This is a genomic window from Pseudomonas kribbensis, from assembly GCF_003352185.1.
Classification (GTDB): Bacteria; Pseudomonadota; Gammaproteobacteria; order Pseudomonadales; family Pseudomonadaceae; genus Aquipseudomonas; species Aquipseudomonas kribbensis.
Map to the genome: position 1 here is coordinate 125,825 of NZ_CP029608.1, position 21,404 is coordinate 147,228.

Below are 21,404 nucleotides of genomic sequence, written 5' to 3' on the forward strand. Positions count from 1 at the left end.
GGTCAAGTGAAGAAGCGCATACGGTGGATGCCTTGGCAGTCAGAGGCGATGAAAGACGTGGTAGCCTGCGAAAAGCTTCGGGGAGTCGGCAAACAGACTTTGATCCGGAGATGTCTGAATGGGGGAACCCAGCCATCACAAGATGGTTATCTTGCACTGAATACATAGGTGCAAGAGGCGAACCAGGGGAACTGAAACATCTAAGTACCCTGAGGAAAAGAAATCAACCGAGATTCCCTTAGTAGTGGCGAGCGAACGGGGACTAGCCCTTAAGTGGCTTTGAGATTAGCGGAACGCTCTGGAAAGTGCGGCCATAGTGGGTGATAGCCCTGTACGCGAAAATCTCTTAGTCATGAAATCGAGTAGGACGGAGCACGAGAAACTTTGTCTGAATATGGGGGGACCATCCTCCAAGGCTAAATACTACTGACTGACCGATAGTGAACTAGTACCGTGAGGGAAAGGCGAAAAGAACCCCGGAGAGGGGAGTGAAATAGATCCTGAAACCGTATGCGTACAAGCAGTGGGAGCAGACTTTGTTCTGTGACTGCGTACCTTTTGTATAATGGGTCAGCGACTTATTTTCAGTGGCGAGCTTAACCGAATAGGGGAGGCGTAGCGAAAGCGAGTCTTAATAGGGCGTCTAGTCGCTGGGAATAGACCCGAAACCGGGCGATCTATCCATGGGCAGGTTGAAGGTTAGGTAACACTGACTGGAGGACCGAACCGACTACCGTTGAAAAGTTAGCGGATGACCTGTGGATCGGAGTGAAAGGCTAATCAAGCTCGGAGATAGCTGGTTCTCCTCGAAAGCTATTTAGGTAGCGCCTCATGTATCACTGTAGGGGGTAGAGCACTGTTTCGGCTAGGGGGTCATCCCGACTTACCAAACCGATGCAAACTCCGAATACCTACAAGTGCCGAGCATGGGAGACACACGGCGGGTGCTAACGTCCGTCGTGAAAAGGGAAACAACCCAGACCGTCAGCTAAGGTCCCAAAGTTATGGTTAAGTGGGAAACGATGTGGGAAGGCTTAGACAGCTAGGAGGTTGGCTTAGAAGCAGCCACCCTTTAAAGAAAGCGTAATAGCTCACTAGTCGAGTCGGCCTGCGCGGAAGATGTAACGGGGCTCAAACCATACACCGAAGCTACGGGTATCACGCAAGTGATGCGGTAGAGGAGCGTTCTGTAAGCCTGTGAAGGTGAGTTGAGAAGCTTGCTGGAGGTATCAGAAGTGCGAATGCTGACATGAGTAACGACAATGGGTGTGAAAAACACCCACGCCGAAAGACCAAGGTTTCCTGCGCAACGTTAATCGACGCAGGGTTAGTCGGTCCCTAAGGCGAGGCTGAAAAGCGTAGTCGATGGAAAACAGGTTAATATTCCTGTACTTCTGGTTATTGCGATGGAGGGACGGAGAAGGCTAGGCCAGCTTGGCGTTGGTTGTCCAAGTTTAAGGTGGTAGGCTGGAATCTTAGGTAAATCCGGGATTCTAAGGCCGAGAGCTGATGACGAGTTGCCTTTAGGCGACGAAGTGGTTGATGCCATGCTTCCAAGAAAAGCTTCTAAGCTTCAGATAACCAGGAACCGTACCCCAAACCGACACAGGTGGTTGGGTAGAGAATACCAAGGCGCTTGAGAGAACTCGGGTGAAGGAACTAGGCAAAATGGCACCGTAACTTCGGGAGAAGGTGCGCCGGTGAGGGTGAAGGACTTGCTCCGTAAGCCCATGCCGGTCGAAGATACCAGGCCGCTGCGACTGTTTATTAAAAACACAGCACTCTGCAAACACGAAAGTGGACGTATAGGGTGTGACGCCTGCCCGGTGCCGGAAGGTTAATTGATGGGGTTAGCTAACGCGAAGCTCTTGATCGAAGCCCCGGTAAACGGCGGCCGTAACTATAACGGTCCTAAGGTAGCGAAATTCCTTGTCGGGTAAGTTCCGACCTGCACGAATGGCGTAACGATGGCGGCGCTGTCTCCACCCGAGACTCAGTGAAATTGAAATCGCTGTGAAGATGCAGTGTATCCGCGGCTAGACGGAAAGACCCCGTGAACCTTTACTATAGCTTTGCACTGGACTTTGAATTTGCTTGTGTAGGATAGGTGGGAGGCTTTGAAGCGTGGACGCCAGTTCGCGTGGAGCCATCCTTGAAATACCACCCTGGCAACTTTGAGGTTCTAACTCAGGTCCGTTATCCGGATCGAGGACAGTGTATGGTGGGTAGTTTGACTGGGGCGGTCTCCTCCTAAAGAGTAACGGAGGAGTACGAAGGTGCGCTCAGACCGGTCGGAAATCGGTCGTAGAGTATAAAGGCAAAAGCGCGCTTGACTGCGAGACAGACACGTCGAGCAGGTACGAAAGTAGGTCTTAGTGATCCGGTGGTTCTGTATGGAAGGGCCATCGCTCAACGGATAAAAGGTACTCCGGGGATAACAGGCTGATACCGCCCAAGAGTTCATATCGACGGCGGTGTTTGGCACCTCGATGTCGGCTCATCACATCCTGGGGCTGAAGCCGGTCCCAAGGGTATGGCTGTTCGCCATTTAAAGTGGTACGCGAGCTGGGTTTAGAACGTCGTGAGACAGTTCGGTCCCTATCTGCCGTGGACGTTTGAGATTTGAGAGGGGCTGCTCCTAGTACGAGAGGACCGGAGTGGACGAACCTCTGGTGTTCCGGTTGTCACGCCAGTGGCATTGCCGGGTAGCTATGTTCGGAAAAGATAACCGCTGAAAGCATCTAAGCGGGAAACTTGCCTCAAGATGAGATCTCACTGGAACCTTGAGTTCCCTGAAGGGCCGTCGAAGACTACGACGTTGATAGGTTGGGTGTGTAAGCGCTGTGAGGCGTTGAGCTAACCAATACTAATTGCCCGTGAGGCTTGACCATATAACACCCAAGCAATTTGTGCTTAAGAGCCAGATTGCGGTGTGTGAAGACGCAATGAACCGAAAGTTCGACGCTCACAAAGCACCGAAAACTATCCATACCCAATTTGCTGAAGCGAGGCCATCCGGTCACGAGTCAGTACCCGAATTTCTTGACGACCATAGAGCGTTGGAACCACCTGATCCCATCCCGAACTCAGAAGTGAAACGATGCATCGCCGATGGTAGTGTGGGGTTTCCCCATGTGAGAGTAGGTCATCGTCAAGATTAAATTCCGAAACCCCAATTGCGAAAGCAGTTGGGGTTTTGTTTTAGTAGAAGTCACCAGTTTTTACCGGTGCGTTACTGCGGTAACGGGCTGGTCAAAGAATTTCTTGACGACCATAGAGCGTTGGAACCACCTGATCCCATCCCGAACTCAGAAGTGAAACGATGCATCGCCGATGGTAGTGTGGGGTTTCCCCATGTGAGAGTAGGTCATCGTCAAGATTAAATTCCGAAACCCCTGTCTGCGAATGCAGACAGGGGTTTTGTCGTTTCAGAGCCTGCAAAAGCCCATCTTCAAACCACTCTGCGTGCCTTGCTGCTTCGACGAGCCTGCCATTTGCGCCACCAGATATAGACGCCAGTCCCGGACAACCCCGCAATCAGAACACCCAATACCGCGATCATCACTTGCCCGGTAAAGCCTATGATCCGTCCCCCATGTATCGGCAGCTGCAACCGATAAAACCGCTCTCCCAACGTCCCTTCTCCTGCGATCTCCTGCCCCAGCAATCGTCCGTCGGTACCGTGGAAAAACAACCAGGATTTGCCGTGGGCCTCGGTGTCATGCTGTCCAAACCCTGCGCCGTAGAAGTTGTACTCAAAGCTGTAATACAACTCCCCGATAGGCGCTGTAAGCCCCAACCTTTTTCCCTCCTGCTGGGCCCTTTCGTAGGCCTGTTGGTAACTCAGTCGAGTGATCCCCAGCTCCTCAACAGGCATTCGAGACCGGGCCTCATATACGCTCGGTTCAATCGGAGAAAACAGCGACACCACCGGTTTGAAGACCTGGCTCGGCAAGTTCATGGCCACGCTGCTGACGGCTATCGGCAGCAATAACAACCATAGCCACAAGCCCCCCGCCCGATGCAGATCGAAGTTGAGCCGATAGGCATGCCCGCCCTTGATCTTCCAGGCTGTCGACCACTTCTTCCAGAACGGTTTACCCCGCGGCAACGTCAACCAGAGGGCGATGAAGCAATCAATCACCCAGGCAATGGCCACCAATCCCATCAACAGCAAACCCCAATTCCCGGGTAGCGTCAGGTTGTAGTGAAACTCAAGAACGAAGGGAATGAAGTTCTCTCGCTGAAAACAGCACTCGCCCCAATAGCGCTGGCCTTTTTGCTCGCCACTGGCCGGGTCCAGGTAGAACACCTGATTACGCTCATCGAACGGTTTGCCCGTCGCCGGATCATTACGTGGAACCGCCGCCAGCAAGGCTGTGTGGCCTGCCTCATTCGGATACTCCATGTACCAGACCTGCAGCTTCGGATGTGCAGATTGCACGGCATCGACCAGATCGCCCGGGGGTAGGCGTTGTCCCTCGGCCGAAGCCGCATAAAACCGTGGGTTCAACCACTCATCCAACTCATGATTGAACGCCAAAATGCTCCCTGTAATCCCCGCCAACAACAGAAAAACCGCCGTGGCCAAGCCGATGTACCGGTGCAGTAAAACCAGAAACGAACGCATGAAAACTCCCCACGAATACGACAAAGCCAGTCCCTGAACCTCAGAGACTGGCTTTTTTATGCACAAGACAAAGGCTTAGAACTGGTAGCTGACCGTGGCGGCGACGTTGCGCTCTTCGCCCATGTAGCAGAAGTTCAGACTGGCGCAGGAGGCCACGTAGGATTCGTTGGTCAGGTTGTTGGCATTCAGGCGTACATCGACGCCCTTCAAGCCAACCTTGCCCAAGTCATAACCGATCGACGCGTCGAACAAGGTGTAGGACGGCACCTTCATGGTGTTCTCTGCATCCGCCCAGCTATAGCCGACGTACCGCACACCACCACCCACTCGCAGGCCATCAAGCGCCGCACTGTCGAACTTGTAGTCCGCCCATAGCGAAGCCATGTGTCGCGGCGCCTGGGTCGGCGAATTGCCTTTGTTCTCGATCACGTTGGTCGGGGTGCTCAGGGTGCTGACCATCGATTTCGAGTATTCGATATCGGTGAAAGTGTAACTACCGAGCACTTTCAGGTTGTCGGTGAGCTGCATATGCGCTTCCAGTTCCAGACCCTGGGAGCGAACAGCGCCTACAGCACGATAGAAGTTTTCCTGCGGCAGTTTGGTCGCCAGGTTTTCCTGATCGATGCGGAACAACGAGGCCGTGAACAGATTGTCGGTGCCAGGTGGCTGGTACTTCAGACCCGCTTCCCACTGCGTGCCATCCGTTGGGGCCAGTGGATTACCGGCGCTGTCGGCATAGGAGTTCGGGTTGAACGACTCCGAGTAGCTGATGTACGGCGCCAGGCCGTTATCGAACAGATACAGCGCCCCGACACGGCCCGTCAGTTTGGTGCGCTTGTCGCTGATCTCGGTGCCGACCGGGCGGCCCGCCTCGGCAATCCGATTCTCTTCGGACGTCTCTACCCAGTCCTGACGCAGACCCAGCGAGAAGCGCCATTTGTCCATTTCAATCAGGTCCTGCAGGTAAACCCCGGTCTGCTCCAGGCGACGCAAGTAACTGGTCTCACCGTACATATCGATGGCGGCATTGCCGTACACCGGATTGAACGCATTGATCGGCGCCAGACCTCCACTGGTCCAGTCGACCACGGTTTTGCGCCGCTGATAGTCCGCCCCCATCAGCACCGTGTGCTTGGTCGCACCGGTGAAGAATTCGGCCTGGAGCATGTTGTCGACGATGAACGCATGCAGGCGTTCGTCACCGCCGGTGTAGTAGCGATTCAGCTCATTGCTGGTCGGCGAGGTCCAGCCATAGGCGTACACCTGATCCATGTTCACTTTGGAGTCGAGGTAACGGAAATTCTGCCGCGCGGTGAAGACGTCGTTGAAGCGATGCTCGAATTGATAACCGAACGACTGTTGATCGCGGGAATAACCATCGACTCCCGGTTCGCCTTCGAAGAAGTGCGGCGAAATGCGGTTGCCGTTGCGCTGATGAACCGTGCCGTCGGCCGGCACGCCACCGTGATAGCCGCCATCCGGGTCATGCTGCAGATACGTCTGCAGGGTCAGCGAAGTATCTTCGTTGAAGTCGATGCTGACGGTCGGTGCGAGGGCGAAGCGTTTTTCCTTGTTGTGGTCGAATTGCGTGTCGGACTGATCCGTCAAACCGATCAGACGATAGGCGATGCGCTTGTCGTCATCGACCGGACCGCTGAAGTCAAAACCGACACTGCGCTGGCCCTGAGTGCCAACGGTGGCCTGAACCTGATGATAGGCCTCGTACAACGGTTTCTTGCTGGTCAGTGCCACCAGACCGCCCGGCGAGCTACGGCCGTACAGCACCGACGACGGGCCCTTCAGAATATCGACGCGTTCGAGGAAATACGGATCGACCTGCATGGTGCTGTAGGTGCCGCTGTCGCCCATGGACTTGAGGCCGTCGAGGTAGATGTTATCCACCGAGCCATCGTTGAAGCCGCGCATCGCCACGTAGTCGTAACGGTGCGTGGCGCCATAGGGGTTGGTCAGCACGCCGGGGGTGTAGCGCATGGCCTGGGACACGGTTTGCGAGCCCTGGTCGTCCATTTGTTCGCGGGTGACCACCGACACGCTTTGCGAGGTTTCCAGCAGCGCGGTACTGGTTTTGGTGGCGATCTGGCTGTGCGTCGCGTTGTAGCCGTCCATGCTGCCCAATGCGTTGCCGAGGGCGAAACCTTTGATGTCGGTGGTTGGCAGGGCCAGTGCTTCGGTTTCCGCAATCGAGCGCAGGACGTAGCTGCTGCCGTCCTGGCTGACCGCCTCCAGACCTGAGCCGCCCAGCAGATGACTCAACGCCTGATCGGTCGAATATTCGCCCTGCACGCCGGGTGATTGTCGGCCTTGAGTCTGCTGTGGGGTCATCGACAAGGTGATGCCGGCCTGGCGCGCAAACTGATTCAGCGCCTCGCCCATTGGCCCGGCGGCGATGTTGTAGCGGTGGCTGTTGACCTCACTGGTGCTCGCCGCGACGCTCAGGTTCGGCAGCAGGCCGACGCCCAGTGCTGTGGAGAACAACGCGGCCCGAACGGCGTGGCGCAGAAGGCCCGATTCGACGGTGAAATTCAGAGGGTTCTTACAGGTAACGCGCGCAGTCATTGTAGGTTTCCGTGGCAAGTCGCGAAGACTGAGTTGAAGTGCTTACTGACTAAGCCGGACTTGCCATGAAAACCCGCCAAAAAAATTTCAGACCGGTCGTTCCAGCGTTACCCACCAGCGGGTGCGATAGCGCAACTGCACCGGCAGCGTCTGCGGCAGGATCGCCAGCAGCTTGTCGGTGTCATCGAGGCGGAACACGCCGGACAAACGCAGATCCGCGACTTGTGCAGCACAACTCAAGAAGCCTGGACGATAGCGGTTAACCTCCTTGAGGAAGTCCCCCAGGCGCATGTTGCGCGTCACGATCAGCCCGTCGATCCAGGCGCCGGCATCCATGTCCAGCGGCGGAGCGGGACGCGCCTGATGGTGGTCGATCAAATAACTCTGACCGGCCAGCACCTCGGTAGAAGCGCCATCGCTCGTCCGCGGCGAAAGAATCGCGACCCGGCCACTGGTGACGCTCAGGCGCGTGCAATCACCTTCCTGACGCAGGATGAAGCGCGCGTCGAACGGCTCATAGGTGCCATGACGACTTTGTACTCGCAGCGGTCGATCAACCACCGAACCTCCGCCGGCGCCGCAGGTCACGATGATCTCGCCCCGAGTCAGTTTGATCAGCCGCTGTTGCGCCGTGTAATCGAGGTCCACGGCGCTGGCCGTGTTCAGTTCGATCCGCGTGCCATCGGGCAGCTGGAATCCACGACGTTCGCCGGTGGCGGTGGCGTAATCGGCGCTCCATTGCTGCCAGGCCGACGTATCTCTGGCCAGCCATGCGGCGGAGCCCATCAACAGCGCACCGGACAGCAGCTTCATCGCCTGGCGGCGACCGAGGCCCTGCGCGCTGTTTTCCAATGTGTTGAATGCGACTTGTGCGCCCGGCACGGCACGCAGGTTGTGGGTCAATTCGTTTTGCAGCGACTGCACCCGTTGCCAGGCCAGTTCGTGATCGTGGTGCTCGGCGCGCCATTGTTCGCACTGGTGGTTCAGGCGCGGATTGCCGTGGTTATTGCGCAGGCGCAGCAACCAGTGGATCGCCTGTTTGACCACTTTCTGCTGTGGCTCAGCGCTTCGGGCGATTGACAGGTTATCCACCGGCATCAGCTTTCGTACCGCAGCACGTAGCAGTGATACAGCGCATCGGCGACGTAGCGTTCCACCGAGCGCAAGGACAGACCCATCTGCTCGGCGATCTGCTTGTGGGTCAAACCTTCGCACTGCGCCAGCAGAAATGCCTGACGCACTTTGGGCTTCAGTCCCTCAAGCATGCGGGCAATGCTTTCCAGCAGCTCAATCACCAGCGCGCGGGCTTCAGCGCTGGGTGTCTCGGCTTCGGGCAAATGGGCGATGGTTTCCAGATACGCGCGTTCGATTTCTTCGCGACGCCAATGGTCGATCACCAGACCGCGAGCGATGGTGCACAGAAACGCGCGGGGCGCCCTGAGTTCGAGACGTTCGGTGCGTTGCAGCAGGCGCACGAAAGTGTCCTGCGCCAGATCCGCCGCATCGGCCGCATTGCCCAGTCGCGCGCGCAACCAGCCGTTGAGCCAGCCGTGATGACGACTGTAAAGCGCCTGTACTGCAAACTCAGGTGAGGACATGAACGCGACAGCCCGAACGTCACAAATGATAATTAGTCGCATTGTCGGCAAGGGTTACAGAATTTGCAACCGACGCTGCAAAACAGTCATCAAAAAATGACTGGCGAACGCTCTGGCACGCCGTTCGGCGGGAAGCTGGCAGAAATGCCGTCCATTTCCTACAAAACGCTAAGTTTTCTCCGAATCGTGCCGACAGACTGGTGAGACATGCGTGCACCAAAGTAGAGCAGCCATCAGAACGCTGCCTGCGCTGTACATGGAATGTTGCATCCGGAACGCATCCCCACTTTTGGCATAAGAAGTCCCATGAAATGAATCTCAAGTTCAGCCATAAAATCCTGTTGGCCGCCTCGGGCGTCGTGGTCCTGGCGTTCGCGCTGTTCACTTTGTACAACGACTATCTGCAGCGAAACACCATTCGCCAGAACCTGCAGTCCTCCGTCCAGCAGGCCGGCGACCTGACCGCAAGCAGTGTGCAGAACTGGATGAGCGGGCGGATTCTGGTGCTGGAAAACCTCGCGCAGAACGTCGCTCATCAGGGCAAGAACGCCGACTTCCCGGGGCTGGTCGATCAACCGGCCTTCACCTCGAACTTCCAGTTCACCTACGTCGGCCAGGCCAACGGTGTGTTCACCCAGCGCCCTGATGCGAAGATGCCGGATGGCTACGACCCGCGTCAGCGTCCTTGGTACAAGCAGGCCGTGGCCGCTGACCAGACCATGCTGACTCCGCCGTACATGGCCGCCGTCGGCGGTCTGGTGGTGACCATCGCCATGCCGGTGAAAAAGAACGGCGAGCTGCTCGGTGTGGTGGGCGGTGACCTGAGCCTGGAAACCCTGGTGAAGATCATCAACTCGGTGGACTTCGGTGGCCTGGGCCACGCGTTCCTGGTCAGCGGTGACGGTCAGGTGATCGTCAGCCCGGACAAAGACCAGGTGATGAAGAACCTCAAGGACATCTACCCGAACGCCGATGTGCGCATCCAGAAGGGCAATCAGAACGTGGTGCTCAACGGCCAGGAGCGCATCCTGTCGTTCACCCCGGTCACCGGTCTGCCGAATGCCGAGTGGTACATCGGTCTGTCGATCGACCGCGACAAGGCCTACGCTGCGCTCAGCCAGTTCCGTACTTCGGCACTGATCGCGATGTTCGTCGCAGTGGGTGCGATTGCAGTCTTCCTGAGCCTGTTGATCACCGTGCTGATGCGTCCGCTGATCACCATGGGCCGCGCGATGCAGGACATCGCCCAGGGTGAAGGTGACCTGACCCGTCGTCTGGTAGTGGAAAGCAAGGACGAGTTCGGCGAGCTGGGCAGTTCGTTCAACCAGTTCGTGGAGCGGATTCACGCCTCCATTTCAGAAGTGTCTTCCGCGACCCGTCATGTACACGACCTGTCGCAACGGGTGATGGCATCGTCCAACGCCTCGATCATCGGCTCCGACGAGCAAAGCGCACGCACCAACAGCGTGGCCGCCGCGATCAATCAACTGGGTGCCGCCACCCAGGAAATCGCCCGCAACGCCGCCGATGCTTCGCAACATGCCAGCGGCGCGAGCGAGCAGGCCGATGACGGTCGTCAGGTGGTCGAGCAGACAATTCAGGCGATGACCGAGCTGTCGCAGAAGATCAGCCTGTCGTGCACCCAGATCGAAACCCTGAATGCGAGCACCGACAACATCGGCCACATTCTCGATGTGATCAAAGGCATCTCCCAACAGACCAACCTGCTGGCGCTCAACGCGGCCATCGAAGCGGCCCGTGCCGGTGAAGCCGGACGCGGTTTTGCGGTGGTGGCGGACGAGGTGCGTAACCTCGCTCACCGTACCCAGGAGTCGGCGGAAGAAATCCACAAGATGATCACCTCGCTGCAGGTCGGTTCCCGTGAAGCGGTGACCACCATGAACGCCAGTCAGGCGTCCAGCGAAGAGAGCGTTGAAGTGGCGAACCAGGCCGGTCTGCGTCTGGTCAGCGTGACCCAGCGCATCGGCGAAATCGACGGCATGAACCAGTCGGTGGCAGCGGCGACCGAAGAGCAGACCGCCGTGGTGGAAACCCTCAACGTCGACGTCAACCAGATCAACCTGCTGAACCAGCAGAGCGTGGCCAACCTCAATGAAACGTTGAAGGATTGCGATGCGTTGTCGCAGCAGGCCAACCGTTTGAAACAACTGGTCGACAGCTTCAAGATCTGATCGCTTGCGGTCAAAAACAGCCCGCTGCGGAGTGATCCGCAGCGGGCTTTTTCATGCCTTACACAAACAACTTCAGCACATTGCCCATCGCATCATCGGCAAACCCCTGCACGAAATCCTTGAACCCCGGCAGCGCCTCGGGCCCGCCGCTGGCCGGCTCGGCAATGATCGTCCAGGTCGCCCGCGACTTGCCCGCGCCCAGCGACTCCACATTCATCGCCGCCCACAAATTGGCCACGCCCAGGGTGTTGTAGATGGTGGTCCAGGTCATGTTCAGCGCCTGGTCGTCCCGGGAATTGAGTTGCTCGACCACCACGTTGCCATCCTTGAAGAACTTCTTGCGCAGGGAAGACACGCCTTCGCCGGTCATTTCGATGTGCGACAGCGCTGGAATGAAACGGTCGAAGCCGTCGAATTTTCCGACCACCGCCCACACTTGTCTGGCGTCCACCGGTACTTCCACCGAAGACACAACGTGGCAGCCGTGAGGGTTTTTGATCAGGGTGTCGGGTTGCAGATTGCTCATGGTGTTGCTCCTTGGTTGATGAGTCAGATGAAGTTGATTTCTTTCAGGTAGTCGCAGCCGCGACGTAGCAGCGCCGGGGATTTTTCCGGGTAGTGCGCGCCCATCTGCTGCACGCCGGCCTGGGCGTTGGCGTGGCCGATCAGGGAGATGTCGCCGATGTCTTCCTCAAAGCCGTTGAGGTAGAAACCGAGCACGCCGAACAGCGCGTTGTCGGCATCGACCCGGTCCAGTTGCTGTTGCCAGTCGGCGACGCTGACCAGTGCAAACTCGCTGCCGGTTTCACGGAACGACGCGACGTAGGCATCCCAGCTCAGGGGCTCCGGGTTGTGCAGGTTAAACACCGCCCGTTCGGCCGAGTAACGGCTGGCGTGGAAGGCGATAAAACGGGCAAGAAAGTCCACCGGCATCAGGTCGAAATTCAGCGCGAAGGCCGGCACCTGACCGAGCTGGATCGAGCCCTTGAGCATCAGCATCAAACGGTTCTTGTGCGGCTGGCAGACGCCGCTGAGGCTGTTGAAACTGATGTTGCCGGGTCGATATAGATTGACCCGCACCCCGCGTTCCCGCGCCCGTTCGAGGATGCGTTCGCCGACCCATTTCGACAGGTTGTAGCCGTTGCGGATGTAGATCGGCGGTGTCGGTGCGGCGGGCAGTTCCAGCACCCGCCCTGCGTCATCCACAGTGCTGGAGGCCGACAGTGTCGAGACGAAATTGAAGACCTTCTTGCTGCGCCCTTCGCACAGCCTGAGCAGTTCGAAAATCGGTTCGACGTTGTCCGCCGCCAGCGACTCGTAATCGAGGACGTGATTGACGTTCGCCGCGTTGTGCACCAGCGCGCCGAACTCTCGATCCAGTCGCTCGAATTCCCCATCAGCCAGGCCGAGTTGCGGACGGGTGATGTCTGCCGAATAGACCCGCACCCGACTCAGGTCCAGATGCTCCAGCCGGTTCTCTCGCAACGATTGGGCAAAGCGCTGCGCCGCCGTTTGCCCGCCACCGTCGCGCACCAGACACGCCACCTCGCTGGCGCCCCATCCCAGCAACGCCTCGACGATGTGCACGCCGACAAAACTGTTGGCGCCGGTGACGATCACCTTGTGCACATCGCCCATGCGGCTGATTGGCAACGGCTCAATGTCCAGCGGTCGCTCGGCGTCGGCCATGGCCTGGGCACTGAGCACCGTGCTGTCATCGGTGCCGCGCACCAGTGTGGCGAGCTTGGCGATGGTCGGCAGTTCGATGAAGCGGTTGATGGAGATGCTGCGGCCGAATTCCTCCCGCAGACGCAGGAGCATGCGCGACAACAGAATCGAGTGACCGCCGAGATTGAAGAAGCTTTCATCGGTGGAAATGTCGCTGGTCGGCAGCTCCAGCAACTCGCCCCAGATCTCCAGCAGCAGCGCTTCGTCGGCGTTGGCCGGCAGGCATTTCGGACCGCTGTCCTGCACGCTGACCGGCAGCTCCAGCAACGCCTTGCGATCTACTTTGCCGTTGGCGGCGAACGGCATGTTCGGCAATTCCGTCCACGCTACCGGTTGCATGTAGTCGGGCAGGAACTGTTGCGCGTGAGCTCTTAAAGCCTCGCGGGCGGCGTCTGATTGCGGCTGGGCGAGGAACGCCAGAATCCGCCGCTGACTGTCGATCACCACGGCGATCTGCCGATACAGCTGGCTCTCGCGCAGGCACCGTTCGATCTCTTCCGGCTCGACCCGGAAGCCGCGGATCTTCACCTGATTGTCGCGGCGTCCGCACAGCTCGATGCCGTCCTCGCCCCACTTGGCCATGTCGCCGCTGCGGTAGGCGCGCAGACGCTGACCGTCCGGCAACGCCAGGTCCAGATAGCGCTCGGCGGTCTGCTGCGGATTGTTCAGGTAACCCAGGCACACACCGGGGCCGACGATGAACAGTTCACCGACGGTTTGCTCCGGCACCGGCTGCAGATCGTCATCGAGGATCAGCACCTGACTGTTGGCAATCGGCCCGCCGAGGGTGCGATTGCTGTCGCCAGGTTGCAGTTGCCGCGCGGTGATCAGCACCGTGGCTTCGGTGGGGCCGTAGAGGTTGTGCAGTTTGCCCTGGCGCGTCAGTTGCTCGATCACGAACGGCTCGCAGACATCGCCGCCGGTCATGATTTGCCCGACGCTTTGCAGTTGCTCCAGCGGCAGGATGCTCAGCAGTGCTGGCGGCAGGAACGCGTGAGTCAACTGTCGGCGGCGGATCAACGCCACCAGTTGCAGCGGATCGCGGCGCTGGTTGTCATCGGGCACCACCAGTTCCGCGCCTTCGAGCAGGGTCGGGAAGATGTCGATCAGCGACGAGTCAAAACTCAGCGACGAGAACTGCAGCACCCGGCTCTCGGCGTGCAACTGCACGTAATCGGCGTACCACGCGGTGAAGTGCGCGAGGTTCGCCTGACTGAGCAGCACACCCTTCGGATGCCCGGTGGTGCCAGAGGTGTAGAGCGCCATGCAGGGTGAGTCGAGCTCGGGCCGGCGAAGCATCAGCGGTAGCGTCAGATCGGCTTCAGTGTGGTCGATGCGACACACATCCAGCCCCGGCATCGAACCGCTCAGCGGATGTTCGCCATCGTGCAGCAGCAACACAGCCCCGGCGTTTTCGAGGATGTACTGCTGGCGCTGAAGCGGATGGCTTGGCTCCAGCGGCAGATACACCGCGCCGCTGCCGAGAACCGCCAGAATCGAAGCAAACAGAGCGTCGCATTTCGGCAGGCAAATCCCCACCACCCACGGTTGCGGTTGTGTCTCCAGCATCGCCAGCAACCGCTGCTGGATCGCCCGGCTGTGATCATGCAGTTGGCGATAGCTGATCGATTGCTCGGCGAGGTGCAGCGCCGGGCGTTCGGCATGCTCGATCAGGCTCTGTTGCAGGCGCTCGATTACTGGAGTCTGCGCCTGTTGCAGCAACGCCGGATTGGCCGTGGCATTGAAGCGATGCACATAGGCCAGGCTGTCGAGGAACACAAGGTTTTCCACCTGCTCGAAGTCCGGCGCACGGGCCGTTGTCGCGTGCTGGAAATATTCGGCATCGCGGGAGAATCGGCTGACCAGCAGTGCCACTTCGTCCACCACCAGCGCGAGTGTTCGCTGGCGCAGGGCCTGACCGTTGCCGGACGGTTCGTCGGCGATGGGTACGCGGCTCAACAGTGTCGAGTTGCAGAGGCACAGCAGATCGAGCACCGGCAGTCCGCCGACGCCCGTTGCACCGATGCCCAGACGCAAGGTCAGGTGCGGTGTCGTGCCGTAGTTCTGCGGCGCAAGACTACCGTCGTCGATCACCAGATCCATCGATGGAGCCGCTTCCGGCAGCAATGAATGACCGTGTTGTTCGAGCTCCAGCGCCAGGTCGGTCAAGGCCTGGCTGCGGCCCTTCAGCAAAATGTCGAGACGTCTCATGTCAGCCTCCGTGTCAAACCAGGTAGTCGCGCAGGGCGTGCTGTACGCACGGTGTGTCGAGCAGTGAGCTGTTGTGGAAAAACCGCACGATGTTGCCCACCAGCGGGTGGTGGCGATTGATCGGGAACGCCAGCCCGGCCATCTCGTCTTTCAGTGCGCGGCGGGTCGCATCGTTGACCGGCAAGGCATCGATCAGGCGCAAGTCGAAGGACTTCTGGATGTCGTTGGTCAGGTAGTGGCCGATGAACACCGGCAGGATCTGCGCGATGCATTCGCGATCCGCATCACTCGCGGTGTGCCAGTAGATGCGCACCATTCGCGCCCAGAAACTCGAGTGTCGGCCCTCGTCGAGCAAGTGGTCGGCCATCAGGCCCTTGATCGACGGCTTGACCGTGTCGTCCCGGGCGAACGCCGCGACATCGCCAGTCACGGTGTTTTCGGCGATGGCCACGCAGATCAGCTCCACGGCGCTGCGCAGGTGTTCCGGGGCCAGTTCGACGGCGGCCGGGATCGCCCGGCTCAGTTCGATTTCATTTGGCAGCTCGATGGGCTCGATGCCGGTCATGGCCACGGTCTGCTGCATGAAATCCATTGCCACCAGCGCGTGGTAATCCTCGTCCACGACCACGGTCATGGCGTCGTAGCGACAGGCGAACGGGAAGGCCACGGCGAAGCGGTTCTTGGCGATGCTGCGGGCGGTCTTGTCGACGATCTCGGTCTCGAAAATCACCACGTCGTTGATGAACTTGTACAGCGTCTGCACCAGGGCAAAATCACGCTGATCCGGGCATTCGCGCAGGAAGGTTTCACTGAGCACCAAGGGTTGGCGGCTGAGCGGATAGATCAGCCGCGCATCGTCCTCCAGCACGCGGCGCGGCCGGGTGCGGATGGTGGCGCGGCTTTCCCAGGCGTCGGCGAAGGATTGGTAGTCGGCGGCGTTCATTCGGCCACCTCCGCCAGCGGCTCGCGCATGCTTTGGCGCAGGCCGTCCCACAGGGCGATGCGGCTTTCCACGGCAGCGATGGCGCTGGCATAGACCTCGGCCTCACGTTGCGGATCGCCATCGACCAGGCGCTCCAGCAGATGCTCGGCGGCGGGGCCGTGGTCTTCGGAGTCGACTTCGATGTGTCGCTCCAGGTAGTAACGGAAGGTTGGCGCCTGTTCGACACCGATACCCCAGGCATCGAGCATGCGCTGGAACATGGTCGGGATCACGCTCTCGCGGCCATGCAGGAAAGCGGCGGCAACACTGTGCCCCGGTGCATGCAGCGCGGTGTGCAGGGTATCGCGGACGAACTGCGCGGCGGCCGGGTCGACCTCGACACTTTGCAGCGCGACGTCATAGCTCACGCCCTCCTGTTGCAGCGCGACAAAGCGCTCCACCGCCGAGGTGCTCGCACCGACTTCGCGCATCGCATCCAGGTACAACTCGAAATGACTGTAATGCCCATGTGACAGCCGATCGTCCGACTCTTCGCCGAGCACGATTTCATTGATCAATCGTGCGGCATGGGGATCGCGCGGTGGCAGCCACGGCAGGCGGGTGCAGGTCAGTTCCTGTTGCAGCCGTTTGGTCAGCGACATGAAATCCCATACGGCAAATACATGGGATTCCATGAAGCGCCGCAACACCGACAGCGAATCGATTTCGGAGAAGATCGGGTGAACGCTGAGTTCGGCTTTCTTTTGGGCGAGTTGTTCTTTAGTTGGCATGATGCGAGCCTCTGGCTTATAGGGATATAGGGACTGCTCAATCAATGGCTAACAACGTTGGATATAGTTTCCAGGCGAGCGATAGCCTCATTCGTTTCGATGAAAGTTGAAGTTGTATCGAGAGGCCTGCTACATCGGAACGTCAGTAAAGACCGACGTGCAGCGGGCCATGTTGTTGGAGCTTGCCGGCTTTTCGGTTCGGTACAAAACCCGGCGTAGAAAAACTAATACATCGCAAAACAACTTAACAAGTATATTTTTAATTAATTTAAGTTTGCTGTTTTTCAAGTATGAGCGGGATCGATAAAACTTTTAATTTGAGTTTTATTTGGGCGTAGTTGCTCCTTTCGGCATTTAAAGGCCAAAATTGAATAACAAGAGTGAATGCCTCACTCAAAGCAACTTTTGAAGTAAGTAATTGAAATGATCTGAGGGGATGAAGTTGGCCTGATACGGCGGCGAATCTTCCTTTTCCCGTGACAAGGCTCCTTCCGTAGGTTCCTGTTGCGGAGACTGCTGCCGGGGCGGCGCGTCCCCGTTCTATTTGGGTTGGCGATTCAAGGGTGCGCGTAAATCGGCGCCGCGGCTATCGTCGAAAATGACTTCCTTGCGGTGCAATTTCCGGGCTGTCCAAAGCAGGGGGGAGGTTAGAGCGAAGGCGCCGAAGTGCCACGGCAATTGAGCGTGACTGGCGTGGGGATTTGTAAGCGGGTTATTCGCCGGGTGAGCGGGAGCTCACCCGGAAGGGGGAATCAGCGGGCTGTCTTGCGGTTTTGTGCGGCGGGGCTGGCGAGGTAACGGGTGATGACCTCGACACCGCGGTTGAGGTGCTGCTCCAGCAATGCCACTGCGAGCGGGGTGTCCCGTTGCTGCACGGCTTGCAGCAGAGCGCGGTGATCGTCCTGGGAGATCTTGCCCAGGCCCATGGCCTCGAGGTTGAAGCGCAGGAAGCGTTCCTCTTCGTTCAAACCGTCCTCGACCAGCCGCAGCAGGCGGCCGTTCGGGGATTTGCTGTAAAGCGTCATGTGGAACAGGCGGTTGAGCCGGCCGATCTCCGTGTAGTCGTGCTCGATTTCCAGTTCTTCGATGTAGCCGGCGGCGCGCTCGTGATCGGCGCTGGTCAGCAGCGGGATCGATTGGCGCAGGGCTTCGGATTCCAGCAGGATGCGCAGCTCATAGGTTTCTGTCGCGTCGCCCTGGATCAGCGGCGCTACCACGGCGCCTTTGTGGGCAACCACGCTCAACAGGCCCTGGGCTTCCAGTTGACGCAACGCTTCGCGTACCGGCATGCGGCTGACGCCGAACAGGTCCGCCAGATCCTGCTGGCGGACCGCGGTGCCGCACGGCAGGCGTCCGTCGAGAATCGCCGAGCGCAGGGTTTCCTCGATGACCGAGCGCGCCAGATGCGCGGGAATCGGCCCTTCGACTTTGATGCTGTGGAGTGGCTTGAGCTTCTGGGTCACAACTGCACACCCTGTTGACTGCTGAATTTGGATCCAAAGGACACTAGTGATTGCTCTACAGGTTGTCAAACCGTGTAGAAGAACCCTGTCACATCTGAAGTTTAGCGCGCACGCGATGATCTCAGGGTGCCATTGTTTTTTGCTCGGCTAACCTTCACCATCAAACGCCTTTTCTCCTGCCCTGGATGCCTTGCATTGGCGGTACGTTTCGCGATTCCCCGGATTGCGCGCTGGCTTGCCTGCGCGCTGCTGCTGGCCGGCGTCATGCTGGGCGGCCTGCATGCCGATTGGGATTTTTCCGCGATCAGCCGCAAGGCCACGGCATTGTACGGACCGCTGGGCGCCGGGCAACAACGGATCGATGCCTGGCAGAATCTGCTGGCCACCCAGAAACAGGTCAGCGAGATGGAAAAGCTCAAAGTGGTGAACCTGTTTTTCAACAAACAGATGCGCTACGTCGAGGACATCGACCTGTGGGGCCAGGTCGATTATTGGGAGACCCCCATCGAAGCCTTGTGGAAGGGCGCCGGCGACTGCGAAGACTACGCGATCGCCAAGTATTTCAGCCTGCGCCATCTCGGCGTGGCCAGTGACAAGTTGCGCATCACCTACGTCAAGGCCCTGCGCCAGAATCGCGCGCACATGGTGTTGACCTACTATTCCAGTCCCGACGCCATGCCGCTGGTGCTCGACAGCCTGATCGACCCGATCAGGCCGGCGTCCGAGCGAACCGATTTGCTGCCGGTCTACTCTTTCAATGCCGAAGGTCTGTACCTGCCGGGGGCCAAGGGCAACAAAAAGGTCGGCGACACCAAACGCCTGTCACGTTGGCAGGATGTGTTGAAAAAAATGCAGGCCGAAGGATTCCCGGTCGAGACGACTAACTAGGAGCACGCGCTCAGATGTCCTTGTTCAAACAGCTGTTGATCGCTATCTGTCTGTTCCTCGTGGTCGCCTTCACCGGCAGCTTCATGGTCAGTCTGGAGAGCTCGCGCACCCAGTACGTCAACCAGTTGCGTTCCCACGCCCAGGACGCCGCCACGGCGCTGGCGTTGTCGCTGACCCCGAACATCGACGACCCGGCGATGGTCGAGCTGCTGGTCAGTTCGATCTTCGACAGCGGCTATTACGCGAGCATCCGCGTGGTCGATCTGAAGACCGACCAGACCATCGTCGAGCGCAGCGGCATTCCCGCCGTCACCAACGTGCCGGACTGGTTCGTCAAACTGATCGGCCTGGAGCCGGCCGGCGGCGATGCACTGGTCAGCCGTGGCTGGGAGCAGGCGGCGCGGGTTGAAGTGGTCAGCCACCCGATGTTCGCCTTGGCCAAACTCTGGCAGAGCGCGCTCGGCAGCCTGGGCTGGTTGCTGGTCTGCGGTGCGGTGAGTGCGGTGCTGGGCGCGCTGTTGCTGCGCCGGCAATTGCGGCCGCTGGATTACATGGTCAAGCAGTCCCACGCCATCGCCCGTCGCGAATTCCTCAGCCTGCCGGACCTGCCGCGTACGCCTGAACTGCGTCGCGTGGTGCTGGCCATGAACCAGATGGTCGAGAAGCTCAAGGCGCTGTTCCAGGAGCAGGCCGAACGTAGCGAAAAACTGCGCACCGAGTCCTATCAGGACAACCTCACCGGGCTGGCCAACCGGCGCTACTTCGAGATGCAACTGAACGCCCGGGTAAGCAACCCGGAGCAGGCCAGTTCCGGTTATCTGTTGCTGCTGCGGGTCAAGGATCTGGCCGGGCTGAACCAGCGTCTTGGCGGTCAGCGTACCGATGAATTGTTGAAAGCGGTCGGCCAGCAACTTTCTCGCGAGTGCGCCAAATACCCGGAAACCCAGAACCTCGTGACCCGTATCCGTGGCGGTGAATTCGCCGTGCTGGCGCCGGGACTGACTCGCGAAGAAGCGCTGCAACTGGCGCAGAACCTCGACAGCGCCCTGGGCAGCCTGCATGCGACGGGCGCCACCGACGTGCCTGCCGTGGCGTCCATCGGTCTGGCGCCGTTCGCCCACGGCGATTCCCCACAAGCGGTACTCAGCCTTGGCGATCAGGCCCTGGCTCAGGCCGAAGGTCAGGGCGAACAGAACTGGGCATGCCTCGACCAGAGCCTGGTGGCGGACGTCGGCGACGATCACCACGCCTGGCATCGCTTGCTCGATCAGGCGCTGAACCAGCGGCGTTTCGAGTTGTTCTTCCAACCGGTGGTTGCAGCGCAGGACACGCAACTGGTGCTGCATTACAAGGTGCTGTCGCGCCTGCTCGACGAACAGGGCCAGACCATTCCCGCCGGGCGTTTCCTGCCGTGGCTGGAGCGCTTTGGCTGGACCGCTCGCCTGGACCGGCTGATGCTCGAGCGAGTGCTGGAGCAAATGGCCGGCCATGAAGAATCCCTGGCGCTGAACCTGTCCTCGGCAACCCTGGCCGATCCGCAGGCGCTGAACAAAGTCTTCGAGATCCTGCGCTCGCACTCCAATCTGGGGCCGCGCCTGACCCTGGAAATCGGCGAGGAGCAACTGCCGGAACAAGCGGTGCTGGAACAGTTGACCCGACGTTTGCGCGAACTCGGTTTCTCCCTGAGCCTGCAACGCTTCGGCGGGCGCTTCAGTATGATCGGCAACCTGGCGCGGCTGGGGCTGGCGTACCTGAAGATCGATGGCAGCTACATCCGCGCGATCGACCAGGAGAGCGACAAGCGCCTGTTCATCGAGGCGATCCAGCGGGCGGCGCACAGCATCGATCTGCCGCTGATTGCCGAGCGGGTCGAGACGGAAGGGGAGTTGTCGGTGATTCGCGAGATGGGCTTGTACGGGGTTCAGGGACAGCTTTTCGGTGAGCCAAAACCCTGGTGATGAATTGTCGGTTCCCACGCACAGCGTGGGAACCGACAAGACAAAAAGATCAGATCAACCCGGTCTCTTCATCATCAATCAACTGACTCAACCCGCCCAACGCTTCCCGGGCCTGGGTACGGTCCATCAGCTTGGCCTGGGCAGCCGGCGGCAGGTCGGTGACGCGGATCACGCCTTTCTGGGTCAGGACCTGAATCAGGTCGTCGAGTACCCGAATCATCTCCAGGTCGCTCTGCTTGAGCTGCTTGAGGCTGTTTTCCACGGCCGCGTTGGCAAACCAGGCCTGGATTTCATGGTGGTCGGCGGGCAGCGTTTCCGTGGCCTCGGCCCAGGCCGCAGCTTCCACGCGAACCAACTGACCCTGTGCATCGCGTTGCACGTAAAACATTGAGCATCCCTCGGAAATGGACCAGCGTCATGCTGTCAGCAGCATAGCCAACTGCACG

Annotated in this window: 13 protein-coding genes and 3 rRNA genes; 6 read left to right on the forward strand and 10 right to left on the reverse strand. The window is 59.2% G+C overall.

The genetic code is table 11. The features are described 5' to 3' along the window. From DLD99_RS00635 to rrf (DLD99_RS00645), 3 genes are all read left to right on the forward strand, one after another. Positions 1-2,891: ribosomal RNA gene (locus DLD99_RS00635) — 23S ribosomal RNA — on the forward strand. Positions 2,892-3,041: 150 nt separating this feature from the next. Beyond that, positions 3,042-3,157, forward strand: a 5S ribosomal RNA gene (gene rrf / locus DLD99_RS00640). 106 nt (positions 3,158-3,263) lie between these two features. Beyond that, positions 3,264-3,379: ribosomal RNA gene (gene rrf / locus DLD99_RS00645) — 5S ribosomal RNA — on the forward strand. A 72-nt stretch (positions 3,380-3,451) separates the two neighbouring features. On the opposite strand, the gene DLD99_RS00650 is transcribed toward rrf (DLD99_RS00645), so the two are convergent. The 4 genes from DLD99_RS00650 to DLD99_RS00665 all read right to left on the reverse strand — a co-directional run bounded on the left by DLD99_RS00650 (position 3,452) and on the right by DLD99_RS00665 (position 8,805). Beyond that, entirely contained in the window at positions 3,452-4,630 is a 1,179-nt protein-coding gene (locus tag DLD99_RS00650; protein WP_114880923.1) for a PepSY-associated TM helix domain-containing protein, read from the reverse strand. A 75-nt stretch (positions 4,631-4,705) separates the two neighbouring features. Next, positions 4,706-7,207 (reverse strand): TonB-dependent siderophore receptor, encoded by a 2,502-nt coding sequence (locus tag DLD99_RS00655; RefSeq protein ID WP_114880924.1) that lies wholly within the window; start codon positions 7,205-7,207, stop codon positions 4,706-4,708. Between the two features lie 87 nt (positions 7,208-7,294). Further along, the gene (locus DLD99_RS00660; RefSeq protein WP_114880925.1) at positions 7,295-8,305 is read right to left on the reverse strand and encodes a FecR domain-containing protein; all 1,011 of its coding nucleotides are present in this window, start codon (positions 8,303-8,305) and stop codon (positions 7,295-7,297) included. Beyond that, positions 8,305-8,805 carry a sigma-70 family RNA polymerase sigma factor gene (locus DLD99_RS00665; protein ID WP_114880926.1) on the reverse strand — a complete coding sequence of 167 codons (501 nt, stop codon included), beginning with the start codon at positions 8,803-8,805 and terminating at the stop codon, positions 8,305-8,307. The genes DLD99_RS00660 and DLD99_RS00665 overlap by 1 nt, the downstream gene beginning before the upstream one ends. Before the next feature lie 311 nt (positions 8,806-9,116). Between DLD99_RS00665 and DLD99_RS00670 the strand changes: the two genes are divergently transcribed. Next, positions 9,117-10,997 (forward strand): methyl-accepting chemotaxis protein, encoded by a 1,881-nt coding sequence (locus DLD99_RS00670; RefSeq protein ID WP_085712595.1) that lies wholly within the window; start codon positions 9,117-9,119, stop codon positions 10,995-10,997. Between the two features lie 58 nt (positions 10,998-11,055). Here the strand turns inward: DLD99_RS00670 and DLD99_RS00675 are convergent, their stop codons facing one another. From DLD99_RS00675 to DLD99_RS00695, 5 genes are all read right to left on the reverse strand, one after another. Beyond that, entirely contained in the window at positions 11,056-11,523 is a 468-nt protein-coding gene (locus tag DLD99_RS00675; protein ID WP_114880927.1) for an SRPBCC family protein, read from the reverse strand. Between the two features lie 23 nt (positions 11,524-11,546). Next, a complete protein-coding gene (locus DLD99_RS00680; protein WP_114880928.1) occupies positions 11,547-14,936 on the reverse strand; it encodes a non-ribosomal peptide synthetase in 3,390 nt (1,129 codons plus the stop codon). Between the two features lie 13 nt (positions 14,937-14,949). Then, complete coding sequence (locus DLD99_RS00685; RefSeq protein ID WP_085712598.1) at positions 14,950-15,879, reverse strand: diiron oxygenase; 930 nt, start codon at positions 15,877-15,879, stop codon at positions 14,950-14,952. After that, on the reverse strand, positions 15,876-16,649 hold the full coding sequence (locus DLD99_RS00690) for a DUF3050 domain-containing protein (protein WP_114880929.1): 774 nt from the start codon (positions 16,647-16,649) through the stop codon (positions 15,876-15,878). The genes DLD99_RS00685 and DLD99_RS00690 overlap by 4 nt, the downstream gene beginning before the upstream one ends. 752 nt (positions 16,650-17,401) lie before the next feature. Beyond that, entirely contained in the window at positions 17,402-18,112 is a 711-nt protein-coding gene (locus DLD99_RS00695) for a GntR family transcriptional regulator (protein ID WP_114880930.1), read from the reverse strand. 195 nt (positions 18,113-18,307) lie between these two features. Here DLD99_RS00695 and lapG point away from each other — a divergent pair, with 195 nt between their 5' ends. Both lapG and lapD read left to right on the forward strand, forming a co-directional pair. Next, the gene (gene lapG / locus DLD99_RS00700; RefSeq protein ID WP_114880931.1) at positions 18,308-19,000 is read left to right on the forward strand and encodes a cysteine protease LapG; all 693 of its coding nucleotides are present in this window, start codon (positions 18,308-18,310) and stop codon (positions 18,998-19,000) included. A 14-nt stretch (positions 19,001-19,014) separates the two neighbouring features. Continuing rightward, complete coding sequence (gene lapD / locus DLD99_RS00705) at positions 19,015-20,958, forward strand: cyclic di-GMP receptor LapD (protein ID WP_114880932.1); 1,944 nt, start codon at positions 19,015-19,017, stop codon at positions 20,956-20,958. Positions 20,959-21,007: 49 nt separating this feature from the next. Here the strand turns inward: lapD and DLD99_RS00710 are convergent, their stop codons facing one another. Beyond that, entirely contained in the window at positions 21,008-21,346 is a 339-nt protein-coding gene (locus DLD99_RS00710; protein WP_085712603.1) for a tryptophan synthase subunit beta, read from the reverse strand. Positions 21,347-21,404 lie beyond the last annotated feature (58 nt).